The sequence below is a fragment of the Thiothrix sp. genome (assembly GCF_028714775.1).
GTDB lineage: Bacteria > Pseudomonadota > Gammaproteobacteria > Thiotrichales > Thiotrichaceae > Thiothrix.
The window spans coordinates 167,981-182,269 of record NZ_JAQTLS010000009.1 but is presented as its reverse complement, the minus strand read 5'-3'; the positions used below and the strand labels follow the sequence as shown (position 1 = coordinate 182,269).

Sequence of the window (14,289 nt, the reverse complement as noted above, 5' to 3'; positions counted from 1 at the left end):
ATCAGCGGGCGTTTTGCAATCGGTTAAAAGCTCATCCATCAGGACGGGATCAAGGGTTTCCATGTGACTGCTCCTTGCGGGGGGTCCGCTGTTATATAGCAGTTACACAGTTCAGTTTACAGTCTCAGTTAAACTGACGAAATATCTTGCAATATCATTCGGCTAATTAAAATTAGTCCCTTCTAGTTTATAATTTAATGTCGGAAATCGCAATCTTAGACAGAAAATTTAAGTTCCATAATTGCCTGTAGAGAATCGTGTCGCCTTCCCTACATCACATTCCCGACATTCCCCCTCAAACCCCTTTGTCGCACACCCAACAACAAAACTCCAACCAACTGTAAATAAAAGAAAAATTACCAGCTACCGCCACTTGGCACGCAAATTGAACTATCCATGCAAACACCCTCACGAAACCCATTTCGTCACGGAGAATACGCATGGAACTGACTGTTTTAGGGCAAAGCCAAACCACCGCCCCCGCTGCCGGGGGCTGCGCCTCCAGCGGTTGCGGGAGCAACGACGACCAACTGAACCACCTGCCGGAACACATCCGCGCCAAGGTGCATAACCACCCGTGCTACTCCGAAGAGGCACACCACCATTACGCCCGGATGCACGTTGCGGTCGCCCCGGCCTGCAATATCCAGTGCCACTATTGCAACCGTAAATACGACTGTTCCAACGAATCGCGCCCCGGCGTGGTTTCCGAACTGCTCACCCCCGATCAGGCGGTGAAAAAGGTCATGACCGTGGCGGCGAACATCCCGCAAATGACCGTGCTGGGCATCGCAGGCCCCGGCGACCCGCTCGCCAACCCGGAACGCACCTTCGACACCTTCCGCCAACTGACCGAAAAAGCACCGGACATCAAGCTGTGCGTGTCCACCAACGGTCTGGCACTGCCGGAACTGGTCGACGAACTGTGCAAACACAATATCGACCACGTAACCATGACCATCAACTGCGTTGACCCCGACATCGGCGCACAGATTTACCCGTGGATTTTCTGGAAAAACCGCCGTGTATACGGGCGTAAAGGTGCGGAAATTCTCATCAAGCAGCAGCAAAAAGGGCTGCAAATGCTGGTCGATCGCGGCATTTTGGTCAAGGTCAACTCGGTGATGATCCCCGGTGTCAACGACAAGCATCTGGAAGAAGTCAGCAAGGCGGTCAAAGCCAAAGGCGCATTCCTGCACAATGTCATGCCGCTGATTGCCGAAGCCGAACACGGCACATTCTACGGCGTGATGGGGCAACGCGGCCCGACCCACGACGAATTGCAGGAATTGCAAGACGCCTGTTCCGGCGACATGAACATGATGCGCCACTGCCGCCAATGCCGCGCCGATGCGGTCGGGATGCTGGGCGAAGACCGTGGTGACGAATTCACCATGGACAAAATCGAAGCCGTGGATGTCGACTACGCCGCCGCGATGGTCAAACGCGCCGAAGTCCACGCCGCCATCGAAGCCACCCTCGCCGCCAAACAGCAGAAGAAAAATGAAACCTTCATCTCGCTGTCCAGCTTGAGCATTCCGAAAAAGGAATCCCGCCCAGTCCTGATGGCAATCGCCACTTCTGGCGGCGGCATCATCAACCAGCACTTCGGTCATGCGCGTGAATTCCTGATTTACGAAGCGAATGCCCACGACGTGCGTTTCATCAGCCATCGCAAAACCGACCTGTATTGCAGCGGCGATGACACCTGCGGTGACGGCGAAAGCGTCCTGCAAAAAACCATCAACGCGCTGAAAGGCTGCGAAGTGGTGCTGTGTTCCAAGATCGGCTATGAGCCGTGGGGAATGCTGGAAGAAGCGGGAATCATGCCCAACGGTGAACACGCGATGGAAGCCATCGAAGACGCAGTTGCTGCCGTCTACAAGGAAATGGGCGAAAAAGGCTTGCTCGACAAGAAACCCGAAACCAAGCAACGCGCCACCGCGTAAGGAGCTGCATCATGGCATTACAAATCGTTGACGGCTGCGTGAACTGCTGGGCGTGCGAACCGCTCTGCCCCAGCAAAGCCATTTACGCCGCGATCCCGCATTTCCTGATCGACGCCAAGAAATGCACCGAATGCGACGGCGACTACGCCGACAAGCAATGCGCCAGCATCTGCCCGGTCGAACAAGTGATCGTGGACAGTCAGGGTGAAGCCCTGAACCCACCGGGTTCGCTGACCGGGATTCCGCCAGAACGCTGGGAGCAGGTGCGGGCGGAGATACAGGCGCGGTAATAAAAAGACCCTCACCCCCTAGCCCCCTCTCCCGCCAAGCGGTAGAGGGGGAACAAAGAAAGATGGTCTCTTAGCCCCTCGCCCGCTTAGCGGGAGAGGGGTTGGGGTGAGGGTGGTTTTCAACACACGAGGACACAGCCATGCAATCACGTTTACTCAAGTTACTGTTCAGCCTGCGTCGTATTCCGCAGATCGACCCGGCACTCAAACGCGCCTACCCGAACCTGCCCAACTGCCTGCTCAAACGCCATTCCGCGCTGTTGAGCATGAGTCTTGCAGGCAACCGTCATGGCTGACACCCCGCCGCTCAATGTCTCGACATGGAAAGAAGCCGTCGAATTCGCCCCCGGTGTCCACTGGATCGGCGCACTCGACCCGACCTTGCGCACCTTCGATATCATCCTGAAAACCGCCAACGGCACCACCTACAATTCCTATCTGGTGCGCGGCAGCGAAGGTGTCGCCATCATCGACACGGTGAAGGAAGGTTTCGAGGACGAATTTTTCCGCCGTCTGGAATCGGTAGCGCGTTACGACGAAATCAAAGTGATCGTACTCAACCATCTGGAGCCTGATCATAGCGGCGCACTACCGGAACTGATGCGCCGCGCCCCGCAAGCAAGGCTGTACATTTCCACGCGGGCAACCTCCATGCTCAAAGCACTGTTGCGTCCGAACCGCGAAGAGCCGTTTGAATACACCACCGTCACCACCAATGACCGGGTAAGCCTCGGCGACCGCCATTTGCGTTTCCTGCATACACCATTCCTGCACTGGCCGGATACGCAATGCACGTATTTGGAAGAGGAGCAGGTGCTGTTTTCTGGCGACATTTTTGGCTGCCATTACTGCGATGTGCGCCTGTTTAACGACCGTGTGGGCGATTTCCGCTTTTCGTTCGATTACTACTACGCGCACATCATGCGCCCGTTCAAGCAGTGGGTCATGGAAGCACTCGCGCTGATCGAACCGCTGAAAATGAAAATAGTCGCACCGACACATGGCCCCATTTTGCGCGAACGTCCGCGCCGTTACGTGGCGCATTACCGCGAGCTTTCCACCTCCACCCTTAGCCGCGAAATCGGCGACACCAACAAGTCACTGATCATTTTCTACATGAGTTCCTACGGTAATACGGCACGCATGGCAGAAGCGATTTACAGCGGTGCGGATACCGTCGAAGGCGTGCGTGTCTCGCTGTACGACCTCGAAGGTGGCGAAGTCGCGCCTTTCGTTGACCTGATTGAAGATGCCGATGCGCTGCTGTTCGGTTCACCCACCATCAACGGCGATGCGGTCAAACCGGTATGGGATTTGCTCTCGTCGCTGGCGGTGGTGAACCTCAAAGGCAAGATCGGCGCGGCATTCGGCTCGTATGGCTGGAGCGGCGAAGCCGTGCGCATGGTCGAAGACCGGATGCGTGGCTTGAAAATGCGCGTCCCGCGTGAAGGGTTGCGCGTCAAATTGATTCCAACACAAGAAGAATTGGATGAATGCACAGGGTTGGGTAGAGAAATAGCCAACATTCTGGTCGGCAAAGAAGAACAGCGCGGGGTCATTGAATTCAGTGACCTCACCTGACAACTGCGCCGCCAGACAATTTTTTAACTAACGATTCAAGGAAATTAGCATGGCAAAGGCAAAAATCACCTTTGAAGACATTCACCAAACGGTCAATGTCCCCGCAGGAACCCGCATTATCGAAATCTCTGAAAAGATCGGTGCGGGCGTTATCTACGGTTGCCGCGAAGGCGATTGCGGCACTTGCATGATGGAAGTCACCGAAGGCTGGAACAACCTGACCGAACCTTCCGTGCTGGAAGAAAAAGTCCTGCGCGAAAACATGGCTGGTCGTCACAACCGTCTGGCTTGCCAAGCGCAAATCCTCGGCGATTGCAAAGTTAAACCCGCCTAATTAGGAGTACGAATATGCCATTGATTACTTTTTCCAGCCCTGAATACAAGGACAAAACCGTGTATGCGGTGGCGGGCAGCTTCACTGAAACCGTGCTGAAAATCGCTAAAACCAACAAAATCCCCATCGACTTTTCTTGCGAAAACGGCGAATGCGGCACTTGCGTGGTTAAAGTGACCCAGTTGGGCGATAAAGCACCGATGGGCTATCATTTGGAAGAAAAGGAAAAGACGGTGCTGCTGGAACTTGGCAAAGTCACCAAAGATGAGCTGGACGAATTGCTCGTCAACGACCTGCCAAGCAAATGGCGGCTGGCGTGCCAGTTTATTCCGCGTGACGAGGATATTCTGGTCGAGTATTGAGTGCAAACCAAGGGTTACAGTGCCTGACTGTAGCCCTTTTGCCTTATGCGATCTGCGGCTTAATCCGAGATACGTACCGCCATAACATCACAGCTCGCGCCTTTTACCGTCGCTTCAGCGGTAGAACCCATGAAGCCCAGCACACCTCTGCGCCCGCTGTTGCCGACCACGATCAGGTCAACACCGTTTTCTTTGGCAAATTGGAGAATCGCGGCACTGGGTTTGCCTGCGGTGTACACCGCTTCCAGCGCGGCATTGTCGACCAAGCCATACGTTTCTTCGAGCTTACGCAGTTTTTCCGTGGCCTGATTGATTTGGTTTTGCTGCATCGCTGGGGGCATGGTCAATTCCCCCGTCCCACCGAAAGCCACCGCACCGAGTGGCACGTCTTCCAATACATTCAATAAAGTCAGTTTAGCTTGGTAAAATTTCGCCAACTCATTGGCACGGGCGACGATGGAAGTGCTTATCTGGGAAAAGTCCACAGGCACAAGAACGTGTTGGTAAGGTTTCATGGGGCGTGTCCTCTTCAATAGTAATGCCCGCATCATGACTGGTTTGTACCCACATCGAAATGATGTAGGTCAACTTTCACTGTACACGCCAGCCCACTGCGAGCTTATGGCTGGATATACACCAAAGTATCCACCGAAACCTGATCAAACAGGTCGATAATTTCGTCATTATTCATACGGATACAACCGTGTGAAGCGCGTTTACCGAGATTGCCTTCCTTGTTTGTACCGTGGAAGTAAATGGCGCGGTTGAAGGTATCCACATTGCCGCCCTTGTTCTTGCCCGGTTCCAACCCTTCCAGCCGTAAGATGCGTGACAATACCAAGGCGGTGACACCGTATTGCGGGCGGGTATAAATCTTTGCCACCCGTCCGGTATTTTGGAGCTTGTCGAAAACCGCCCCGCGTTTGGCATTCTTACCGATTTTGCTGATGATGCGATGTGCGCCCGGCGGGGTTTTGTTACTTTCAGCCTGCGCCCCCAACCCATTGGCAGCCGTGGAAATGACGTAACTGCGCACTAAAGCGCCGTCAGCGTACCAATACATGCGCTGTTCGCTCTCATCCACCAAAAATACGCCGTGCGCGTAATAAGCAGGGTATTTTTCATGCAATTGTGCCAGTACTACCGTGTGGTTGGGTGCTGCTTGCAACGCTCCAGCAAACAACAAAACCCAACACCAACAAAGGATCATCAACATTTTTTTCATGGTTAACACGCTCATTTTTCTCATACCCTATGCTTTAGCGCAGAAATTTGTGCTCTGCTTAAAGATTCCTGTTTCCGTGCGTTCATCTTTTTGTCTATAGTCATTGGTACAACAAAACATTAAAGAGGTCAGCGTGAAGCATTCGGGTTGGGTTGCAAAAAAGTCATCCTTACAGCGGCAACGAGGGTTTGTGTTCAAACTGGTCCACTCGCTGCTGACAGTTGCCATTGTCGTTGCATTGGTAGTGTCATACAAGGCTGGCTATCTGTCGTTTTTGCGCCATATCCCGCTACAGGTAAAACACCTCGTCCAAGACGGTCGCCGGAGCTGGGATAATTTGGGTAACGAAAACCCCGATAACCAAACGGGCGATAACCGGCAAACCAACCAAAGCGACAGCATTGACCCCATCGAACGCAGCAACGAAGACAGCAGTTACACGGAAGGTTCACGTTATGCCGTGCAAGTCGCAGCGGGCTACGACTCCCGCCAGTTATATGCGTGGCGCGACGCCTTGCTTGCCGAGGGTTATGATGCCTATCTGGTCAGCTTGAGCAGCGCACGCGGCATGACCTTCAAATTACGGGTTGGCTCTTACAACAACCGCGAAGATGCAGAAGCCATGCGTGACCGTTTACGCAGGCGTTACCCCACCAATTTCGGCGGCAGCTTCGTCATGCAGGGTGATTAACCTTCAATGCTGCGTGGCAAACAGGCTGTACTGGAAATTTTGTAAACCTTGGTCGGCGCAATACACACTGCCTTGCATAATATAGCTTGAAAGCGTCACTTCCCCATTCCGCACAATCAGCCCTTGTACCTCTTGCCCGCAACGGTTTTTTTGCACTGGCGTACCGACCACGGCAACGACTTGTGTCCCCTTATCTAAACGGAAAACCTGCACCGACTGCCGCCCCGGCGATTTGATGAAATAACACGGAGCCATCGGTTTCAACCAAATGCCTTCCCCCTTACCTACCGCCAACTTGCAACCGCCCCCATCATTCCACAGCACCCACTCTTTGCCACCGATGGAAAGATAGTCCGAGGTATGCGCACCCTCTGACTGTTTGGGCAGTGACAATGGCTGGCTGTCTGGCTTTTCCTCACTGCAAGCAGCGAGCAGCAAACAGGCCGCGAGGCACAGGCAGGGCGCGACGGCCTGCATCAGTGTATTGGCCAAAACCACACCTCCTCGGAACGCTCGAAGTAATCCAGCGAACCATCCGCCAAACCCGCCCCTTCCAAAGTCGGGTCAGTTTCACGCCGGACAATGCCCGTACCATCCCACAAGTCGATATGGTCGCCCTGATTCCCCGCCCCCCAAAAATTGTGGAAACAGATGAAACCAGTACGCCCCTTGAACGCCCCCCAACTGACATTACTGCGCACTTCCACCCGCCCGAAACGTTCGGGGTGACGCCGCATCCAATCAGACACTTCCCGCGCCCGCAAGGTATGCCCCTTATGCCCGCGATACCAACAGGTTGGCTTGTCGTAACCGTGCAGCAATTCACTGCGCAACAAACAAGTTCCCATTAAAATCGCGCACTGGTTATCGAAATGCGGAACGCCCGCATCATCCCGGCACGGAAACACTTCATTGTCGCTAATAGTTGGGTGGTTATGCCAAATCCGCCGGAACCCCAAGTTTGGCCCTTCGGTAGGCAATTCATCCTGATGCAACACAGGTGGCTGCGTGGGAGGAACCGGAACTGCTACGGGTGGAACGGGAGTGACAGGCGGCCTTACCGGCGACGTAGGCGGCACTGGTGGTGTCACGGGAGGTGTAGAAGGAGGCGTTGGCGGCACAGACGCAGTGGGTGTCCGACGTAACCATGAAAAAATACTGCTCCAGATGCTAGTGTTCGATGCAGGCATTGGTCTCTCCTTGCTAAATGTACCCTAGACTATAGGAAAGAATGGATTGTTGAGCCAGATCAAGTTTCTATTCTTCGCCTTCGGGCATACTCGCTGCACTTGATACAGTAAACGTCAAAGAGGAAGTAACGATGTTGAGTTTTGACTACGGTTTACCTGCTGCAATTGTCATTGCCCTGATGGCTTGGGCGTGGTTCGCCTTTTTCTCGGTTGTTTTCTCCGGCTAAACACCGAAGCTGCCGCGAAGCATATTTTGCCTCCCCTGCGCTTGTCAGGGGGGTGGGATTCTTTTATCCTAGCCTCTAAATAAAATGTTTTAGAGGTATGTGGATATGTTGACTTGGGACTTTGGTATACCGACACTCATCGTGGTGGCACTGATCGCGTTCTCGTGGCTCAGTTTCCTGTCCGTTGTATTCTTCGGCTAAGCGCAAGCGAAGCCCACGAAAAAGGCCGCAACAGCGGCCTTTTTTTATGTGTAGATTTCAAGCAATATTAAGCAGCTTCCAGCACCGCCAAACGCAACTTACTCACCGCTGCATTTTCCAATTGACGGATGCGCTCGGCGGAAACTTTGTATTTATCCGCCAGCTCATGCAAGGTAGCCTTCTCTTCGACCAACCAGCGGCTAGCGAGAATGTCCTGACTGCGGGCATCTAGACTTTCCATCGCATCTTGAAAGCGTTCGCGGGTATAGGTATCCCACTCTTCGGCCTCCAACACATCCGCCGGGTCTGCTGATTCTGCCGCCAAATACTGGCTGGGTGAGAAACTGCCGCTATCTTCGTCGTCCTGATCCGGGCTAAGGTCAAAGGAAACGTCGTTGGCGCTCAGGCGCTTTTCCATTTCCAACACTTCTGCGGTGCTGACGCCAAGATCAGCCGCCATTGATTGTGCTTCTTCGTGACTCAACCAGCCCAAACGCTGTTTGCTACTGCGCAGGTTAAAGAACAACTTACGTTGCGCTTTGGTGGTTGCCACTTTGACAATCTTCCAGTTGCGCAGAATGAATTCGTGGATTTCGGCGCGGATCCAATGCACAGCAAATGAAATCAGGCGCACGTTCATGTCAGGGTCGAAACGTTTCACCGCTTTCATCAACCCAACGTTACCCTCTTGTACCAAGTCACCCAGCGGCAGGCCATAACCGTTATAACCCCGCGCCACTTTCACCACAAAACGCAGGTTATGCAGGATCAGTTGGCGTGCAGCTTCCAAGTCACCTTGGCGTTTCAGGCGCTCTGCCAGATCACGCTCTTCGTCAGCGTTCAACACCGGAATGGAATGGATCGCGTGGATGTAGCTTTCCAGATTCCCGACTGGAACGGGTAAAGTCCGCCCTCTAAGCATCAATGCATTGGTCATTAGGTAGCCTCCTAGTTAACTCTTATACTATCTTAGCACTCCCGACGTTAGAGTGCTAATCACCTGTTTGGTTTCAGTTTATTCTTTGGTGGTTCATGCCACGTTATTTTTAGCATATTATGATGCTACGATGGCGTATAACCTGATAAGCAGACAATAATAATGAACCGTGAAGAACAAAACCTTATCGAAAAAATAGAAGGCAATCGCTTCCTCACTGCGGCAGACCGCCAGATTCTCATCGACCGTTGGAAAGATGCTTATGAGCGCCTGCAAGTCGCAGAAAGCAGCCTGCGCGAGCTGGACAATAAGCGCCAGAGCCAAGAAAGCCGCATTGCCACGCTGGAAAGCTCACTGCTCGAACGCGACCAACACCTTGAAAACAAGGAGCGTTTGCTGCACGAAAAGGAATACCTGATCCAGGCCAACCACAGCAACCTGCACGAACGTGACCAGCAAATCCTCGCCCGCGACCAGACGATCCAGAAAAAAGAAGAAACCATCCATGACCGCGACCAACTCATCCGCGAGCTAGAAAAACGCTCCCGCGAGATTGAGCAATTCATCAACCAGAAGGAAAAGTTCATTCTGGAGCGTGAAGACCAAATTCACATCCGCAACCGTCGCCTCGAAGAAAAAGACAACCACATCGGCAAGCGCGACCGTGAACTTGAGGTGCGCGACAAGCACATTGCCAAGCGCGACGAAAATATCCAAGAGCTGAGCCAACAACTTACCGCCCTCAACCGTTGGATACGTGACCAACAACAACGCATTTACACCCAAGAACAACTGCTGAGTGAACGTAACCGCGACATTTCCGAACGCGACCGCCAACTCAAAGAGCGCGACCGCGAAATCCAACACCGCGACCAACGCTTAGGCAACATCGACAAGCTCCTGCAACGCCGCGACGACAGCATTTCCGAAAAAGAGCAGCAACTCCAGCAACGCGATTCGCTGTTGCGCAAAAAAATCGAGCATATCAGCCGCCGCAATGAACAACTGGCGGAGCAAACCCGCCTGCTCAATGAAAAAGACCTGTACACCCAAGAGCGCGAGCAACTCTTGCTCCAAGCCAACCAGCAATTACAGGAAAAAGACCGCCAACTGCTCAGCCGCGACCAAACCATCAGCGAACGCGAACAACACCTGCAACGCCGGGATACGCAAATTGCCGCGCAATTCCAACAACTTCAGGAACGCGACCGCGAAGTCCAAAGCCGCGACCATTTGCTGGTCACTTTGCAGGAACACATCCTCGACCTTGACCACAGCCTGCAAGAGCAGCAAAAGCACATCGACACCCACACTGCCCTTGTTGCCGAACTGCAAAACCTGCTCGTACAAAAAGACCAACAACTTACCGAGCATTCCCACTTACTGAGCGAAAAAGATAAGCTGCTGCTGGGTAAAGACCAACTGCTGGATCAGCAAGAAAAATACTTACAAGACAGCGCCCGCCAACTGGAAGAACGCAATAAGTCCCTGCAAGCCAAAGACCAATACACGCTGGAACAAGCCCGCATCCTGCAAGAACGCGAAGACCGCTTACTAACCCGCGAGCAAGAAATGCGCCTGCGTGAAGAACAACTGGCGGAACGCGAGCGCCAACATACCGGGCGCGAATCGGTGCTGTTACACCATATCGAAACCCTCGCCGCCTTAACCGAAAAGCAGCAAGAACAAGCCAACACTGGCGACAAAGAAAGTTTCGAGCAGAAAGTGCAACAACGCGATAAGGTCATCGGCCTGAAAGACACCATCATCGCGCAGCTCAACCAGCAATTGTTGCAGAAAGAAAAAGCCTTGCAGAGCCGCGACGCCATGTTGCAGAAAATGGGGCAACAATTACGCCACTACAGCGCTACCGCCTGACCCGATTGACAAGCATCAATTACACAGGATACTAGGGCGGGATAATGGAGCCATTTACTCACCCATCCCGCAAGGTAGGAACGCATGAACGAGAAACAAGTGACGCATATCATGTATGCGCTGATTACTATTGGCTTAGGGATAGCCGCTATCGGGGTGGGCTTGGTGATTTTCACCGACATCGTGACGGGCTATGGGGTAAAAGGCATTGCCCTGATCGCGGGCTTGATCGCAGGCGGCTTGTTCCTTTCCATCCCAGCGAAAATCTACCTGACCTTGCAACTTATGAAACGTAACGACGCCAAGGTGAAGGCTAGGCGCGAGCGCGGGGAAATTCATTAAATACAAAAAAGGCTGCCAGTGGCAGCCTTTTTTAAGGGGATTAAACCTTGCTGATACCCGGCTCATCCGTTGCGTCGATCTCGAACGGATCGTGCTTGGCAGCAGCCTTGTTATCAATACGCTTCATGAAACTGCGGTAAATGTACCAGTCCAAACTGAACCAACGGCCTGCGCCCATGAAGAACAGCGACAACAGCAGAATGAAGTACAGGACATAAGCTTCAGCTTGGTTATTCGTCACATCAGTGTAACCATGCCCCATCAACAATGTCATTGTGCCGTCAACGATGTTGGTGTCGCCCATTGCAAATAAGCCTTGCACAACTACCATAAACATCAGCGCCAGCACTACCCAGCGTACTGCGAAACCCAACACCAGCAGGATAGCCCCAGCAATGGCGATGGAACCCAGCAGGATAACCAGTGTTTCCCCACCCAAACCAGCAACTGCGCTGCTGCTCATGGCAGTCACACTTTGCTGGAAGGCTTCAGCATTGACCCATGTCAACGGGTTCCAGATCACGAAGTCTGTGCTAGAAAACAGCCCCAACAGCTTTACGCCGGAAACCCAAAAAATGGGCGCGAGAAACAAACGGATAGCTAGCGGTGCAAGAAAATCAAAAACGCGCATCCATTCGAGGCTGAAAAAGCCGACAAGAAATTTCATGGAACAACTCCTCGAAAATTTAAAAATACGACCAAAACCGACCCTGTTGATATGTAGTGTAGTTAATCCCAGCCGATGGGTTTGATTTCGTATTGTGGCACAGGATGTCAACTGAATCCAATGTGAATCAACCTTCCGCGTAACGTACACAAGCGCGGTCAGTTTCCCAAATCGTCAGGGCGCTGACACGCACCCGTTCATTGTTTAAACGTAGCGCAAGCGTCTGGAAAAAATAACGGGCAATGTGTTCAGCGGTCGGGTTTATCTCCCGAAACGGTTCCAGATCGTTCAAATACTGATGATCCAGCTCCTCCGCCACTGCGCGGACTTCCCGTTTGATGTCCTTGAAATCAATCGCCATACCGATCTCATCGAGGGTATTGGCTTCAACTTCTGCCTCAATTTTCCAGTTGTGACCGTGCAGGCGGCTGCACGCACCGGGGTAGCCGCGCAAGGTATGGGCGGAAGCAAAATCAGCAAGAACTTTCAGTGTATACAGGGCCATAACGGGTAATTCAGCGTAAACCGGCGGATGATAGTGAAGGCGCTGAATATACGCAAGATTTTCCCGCCTTGCCAGTACGCACACGCTTTACGATGCCATCTGCATCCAAGCCACAGGCGGCAAGCTGCTCTTCGCGCTGGGCATGGTCGATATATTCATCAGGCAAACCCAAATTCAGCACCGCTACCGGCAATTCGGCGGTGTGCAGGTATTCATTCACCGCACTCCCCGCCCCGCCCATCACCGCATTGTCTTCCAGCGTCACCAGCAAGTCGTGCGATTGCGCCAACTCGCGGATCATCGCTTCATCCAAGGGCTTGACGAAACGCATATTAACCAAGGTAGCATCCAATTCCTCGGCGGCGGCTTGCGCTTGGGGCAATAAGGAACCGAACAGCAGCAACGCAATAGAGCGCCCATTACGCAATTTCAATGCCTTACCCAACGGAATTTCCGTCATCGCGGTCTCCGCCTCAATCCCCATCCCCTTACCACGTGGGTAACGCACGGCGGTCGGGGTATCCTGACGGAAGGCGGTATACAGCATCTGGCGGCATTCATTTTCATCGGTCGGCGCCATCACGATCATATTGGGGATGCAGCGCAAATAAGACAGATCGTAATTCCCCGAATGCGTCGGGCCATCCGCCCCCACCAAGCCAGCGCGGTCAATGGCAAACACCACCGGCAGGTTTTGGATTGCCACATCATGCACCAACTGATCATAGGCACGTTGCAGGAAAGTGGAATAAATCGCCACCACCGGCTTCAAACCTTCACACGCCAAGCCCGCCGCCAAGGTCACGGCGTGTTGCTCAGCAATCCCCACATCGAAATAACGTTCCGGGAAACGTTCGGAAAACTCCACCAAACCGGAGCCTTCGCGCATTGCTGGAGTAATCCCCACCAAGCGTTCATCTTGCGCCGCCATGTCACACAACCACTGCCCGAATACTTGGGTGTAAGTCGGAGTGGATTTCTTGCTGCTGGCAACCAAGCCGGTTTTCAGGTTGAACGGTGAAACGCCATGATAAGTGCACGGGTCTTCCTCAGCAGGCTCATAGCCCTTACCTTTCTGGGTCAGCACATGCAATAAGCGCGGGCCTTTGATCTTCTTGAGGTTTTGCAGCACCCGCACCATTTCTTGCACGTCATGTCCATCAATCGGCCCGAAATATTTAAAGCCCATCTCCTCAAACAGCGTGCCGGGTAACACCATGCCTTTCATGTGTTCTTCGGTCAGTTTCACCAGTTTGGAGAGGGATTTGCTGTGTGAAAGCGCTTTCTTGCCGCTTTCACGCATGGTGGAATACATGCGCCCTGACAGCAGCCGCGTCAAGTATTTGCGCAACGCACCGACATTCGGGGAAATCGACATTTCATTGTCATTCAGCACCACCAGCAAATCGGCATCCAGATCACCGGCATGGTTGAGCGCTTCATAAGCCATCCCAGCCGTCATTGCGCCATCGCCGATCACGGCAATCGCTTGGTAATCCTCGCCCTTTTGCCGAGCTGCCAATGCCATGCCCAAAGCCGCGCTGATGGAGGTGCTGGAATGCCCCACCCCAAAGGTATCGTATTCACTTTCAGTGCGTTTGGGGAAACCTGCCAGACCATTTTTTTGGCGAATGCTGCCAATTTGGTCGCGCCGCCCGGTCAGCACTTTATGCGGGTATGCCTGATGCCCCACGTCCCACACCAAGCGGTCATGCGGAGTATTGAACACGTAATGCAGCGCCACGGTCAGCTCGACCGTGCCTAAATTGGACGAGAAATGCCCGCCGCCATTGGAAACCGAGTCCAACAAAAACTTGCGCAACTCATCGCACAAGGCAGGCAATGCATCCGGTTCAAGGCCACGCAAATCCGCCGGAGAGTCTATTTTGTCAAGCACCTGACGCCACCCC

General features: G+C 53.2%; 17 protein-coding genes. 9 read left to right on the top strand and 8 right to left on the bottom strand.

The window, feature by feature from the left end:
- Positions 1-440: 440 nt before the first annotated feature.
- The 6 genes from nifB (at position 441) to PHE17_RS10640 (ending at position 4,516) form a co-directional block, all read left to right on the top strand.
- A complete protein-coding gene (gene nifB, locus PHE17_RS10665) occupies positions 441-1,949 on the top strand; it encodes a nitrogenase cofactor biosynthesis protein NifB (protein WP_301015827.1) in 1,509 nt (502 codons plus the stop codon).
- Between the two features lie 11 nt (positions 1,950-1,960).
- Positions 1,961-2,239: a ferredoxin gene (locus PHE17_RS10660; RefSeq protein WP_210223985.1), complete on the top strand. Its 279-nt coding sequence runs from the start codon at positions 1,961-1,963 to the stop codon at positions 2,237-2,239.
- Between the two features lie 140 nt (positions 2,240-2,379).
- Positions 2,380-2,535 (top strand): hypothetical protein, encoded by a 156-nt coding sequence (locus PHE17_RS10655; protein ID WP_301015826.1) that lies wholly within the window; start codon positions 2,380-2,382, stop codon positions 2,533-2,535.
- Positions 2,528-3,820, top strand: a complete 1,293-nt coding sequence (locus PHE17_RS10650) for an FprA family A-type flavoprotein (RefSeq protein WP_301015825.1) — start codon at positions 2,528-2,530, stop codon at positions 3,818-3,820. Before PHE17_RS10655 ends, PHE17_RS10650 begins: the two co-directional genes overlap by 8 nt.
- Before the next feature lie 49 nt (positions 3,821-3,869).
- Positions 3,870-4,154 (top strand): 2Fe-2S iron-sulfur cluster binding domain-containing protein, encoded by a 285-nt coding sequence (locus PHE17_RS10645; RefSeq protein ID WP_202715900.1) that lies wholly within the window; start codon positions 3,870-3,872, stop codon positions 4,152-4,154.
- Positions 4,155-4,168: 14 nt separating this feature from the next.
- Positions 4,169-4,516, top strand: coding sequence for a 2Fe-2S iron-sulfur cluster-binding protein (locus PHE17_RS10640; RefSeq protein ID WP_301015824.1), 348 nt, complete (start codon positions 4,169-4,171; stop codon positions 4,514-4,516).
- Positions 4,517-4,575: 59 nt separating this feature from the next.
- On the opposite strand, the gene PHE17_RS10635 is transcribed toward PHE17_RS10640, so the two are convergent.
- Together PHE17_RS10635 and PHE17_RS10630 are read right to left on the bottom strand one after the other, a co-directional pair.
- On the bottom strand, positions 4,576-5,031 hold the full coding sequence (locus tag PHE17_RS10635) for a universal stress protein (RefSeq protein WP_301015823.1): 456 nt from the start codon (positions 5,029-5,031) through the stop codon (positions 4,576-4,578).
- A 104-nt stretch (positions 5,032-5,135) separates the two neighbouring features.
- The gene (locus tag PHE17_RS10630) at positions 5,136-5,756 is read right to left on the bottom strand and encodes a L,D-transpeptidase (protein ID WP_301015822.1); all 621 of its coding nucleotides are present in this window, start codon (positions 5,754-5,756) and stop codon (positions 5,136-5,138) included.
- Positions 5,757-5,931: 175 nt separating this feature from the next.
- Here PHE17_RS10630 and PHE17_RS10625 point away from each other — a divergent pair, with 175 nt between their 5' ends.
- Complete coding sequence (locus PHE17_RS10625; RefSeq protein ID WP_301015821.1) at positions 5,932-6,432, top strand: SPOR domain-containing protein; 501 nt, start codon at positions 5,932-5,934, stop codon at positions 6,430-6,432.
- Between the two features lie 3 nt (positions 6,433-6,435).
- Here the strand turns inward: PHE17_RS10625 and PHE17_RS10620 are convergent, their stop codons facing one another.
- The 3 genes from PHE17_RS10620 to rpoH all read right to left on the bottom strand — a co-directional run bounded on the left by PHE17_RS10620 (position 6,436) and on the right by rpoH (position 8,987).
- Positions 6,436-6,924 carry a hypothetical protein gene (locus tag PHE17_RS10620; protein WP_301015820.1) on the bottom strand — a complete coding sequence of 163 codons (489 nt, stop codon included), beginning with the start codon at positions 6,922-6,924 and terminating at the stop codon, positions 6,436-6,438.
- Positions 6,909-7,622, bottom strand: a complete 714-nt coding sequence (locus PHE17_RS10615; RefSeq protein ID WP_301015819.1) for a T6SS effector amidase Tae4 family protein — start codon at positions 7,620-7,622, stop codon at positions 6,909-6,911. Before PHE17_RS10615 ends, PHE17_RS10620 begins: the two co-directional genes overlap by 16 nt.
- 495 nt (positions 7,623-8,117) lie before the next feature.
- Positions 8,118-8,987 carry an RNA polymerase sigma factor RpoH gene (gene rpoH, locus PHE17_RS10610; RefSeq protein ID WP_301015818.1) on the bottom strand — a complete coding sequence of 290 codons (870 nt, stop codon included), beginning with the start codon at positions 8,985-8,987 and terminating at the stop codon, positions 8,118-8,120.
- A gap of 162 nt (positions 8,988-9,149) precedes the next feature.
- Between rpoH and PHE17_RS10605 the strand changes: the two genes are divergently transcribed.
- Entirely contained in the window at positions 9,150-10,865 is a 1,716-nt protein-coding gene (locus tag PHE17_RS10605; RefSeq protein ID WP_301015817.1) for a hypothetical protein, read from the top strand.
- An 84-nt stretch (positions 10,866-10,949) separates the two neighbouring features.
- Positions 10,950-11,207, top strand: coding sequence for a hypothetical protein (locus PHE17_RS10600; RefSeq protein WP_301015816.1), 258 nt, complete (start codon positions 10,950-10,952; stop codon positions 11,205-11,207).
- A 40-nt stretch (positions 11,208-11,247) separates the two neighbouring features.
- On the opposite strand, the gene PHE17_RS10595 is transcribed toward PHE17_RS10600, so the two are convergent.
- The 3 genes from PHE17_RS10595 to dxs form a co-directional block, all read right to left on the bottom strand.
- Complete coding sequence (locus tag PHE17_RS10595) at positions 11,248-11,874, bottom strand: DoxX family protein (RefSeq protein WP_301015815.1); 627 nt, start codon at positions 11,872-11,874, stop codon at positions 11,248-11,250.
- 127 nt (positions 11,875-12,001) lie between these two features.
- Positions 12,002-12,379: a 6-carboxytetrahydropterin synthase QueD gene (gene queD / locus PHE17_RS10590; RefSeq protein ID WP_301015814.1), complete on the bottom strand. Its 378-nt coding sequence runs from the start codon at positions 12,377-12,379 to the stop codon at positions 12,002-12,004.
- 10 nt (positions 12,380-12,389) lie between these two features.
- Positions 12,390-14,276, bottom strand: coding sequence for a 1-deoxy-D-xylulose-5-phosphate synthase (dxs, locus tag PHE17_RS10585; protein ID WP_301015813.1), 1,887 nt, complete (start codon positions 14,274-14,276; stop codon positions 12,390-12,392).
- Between the last annotated feature and the right edge of the window lie 13 nt (positions 14,277-14,289).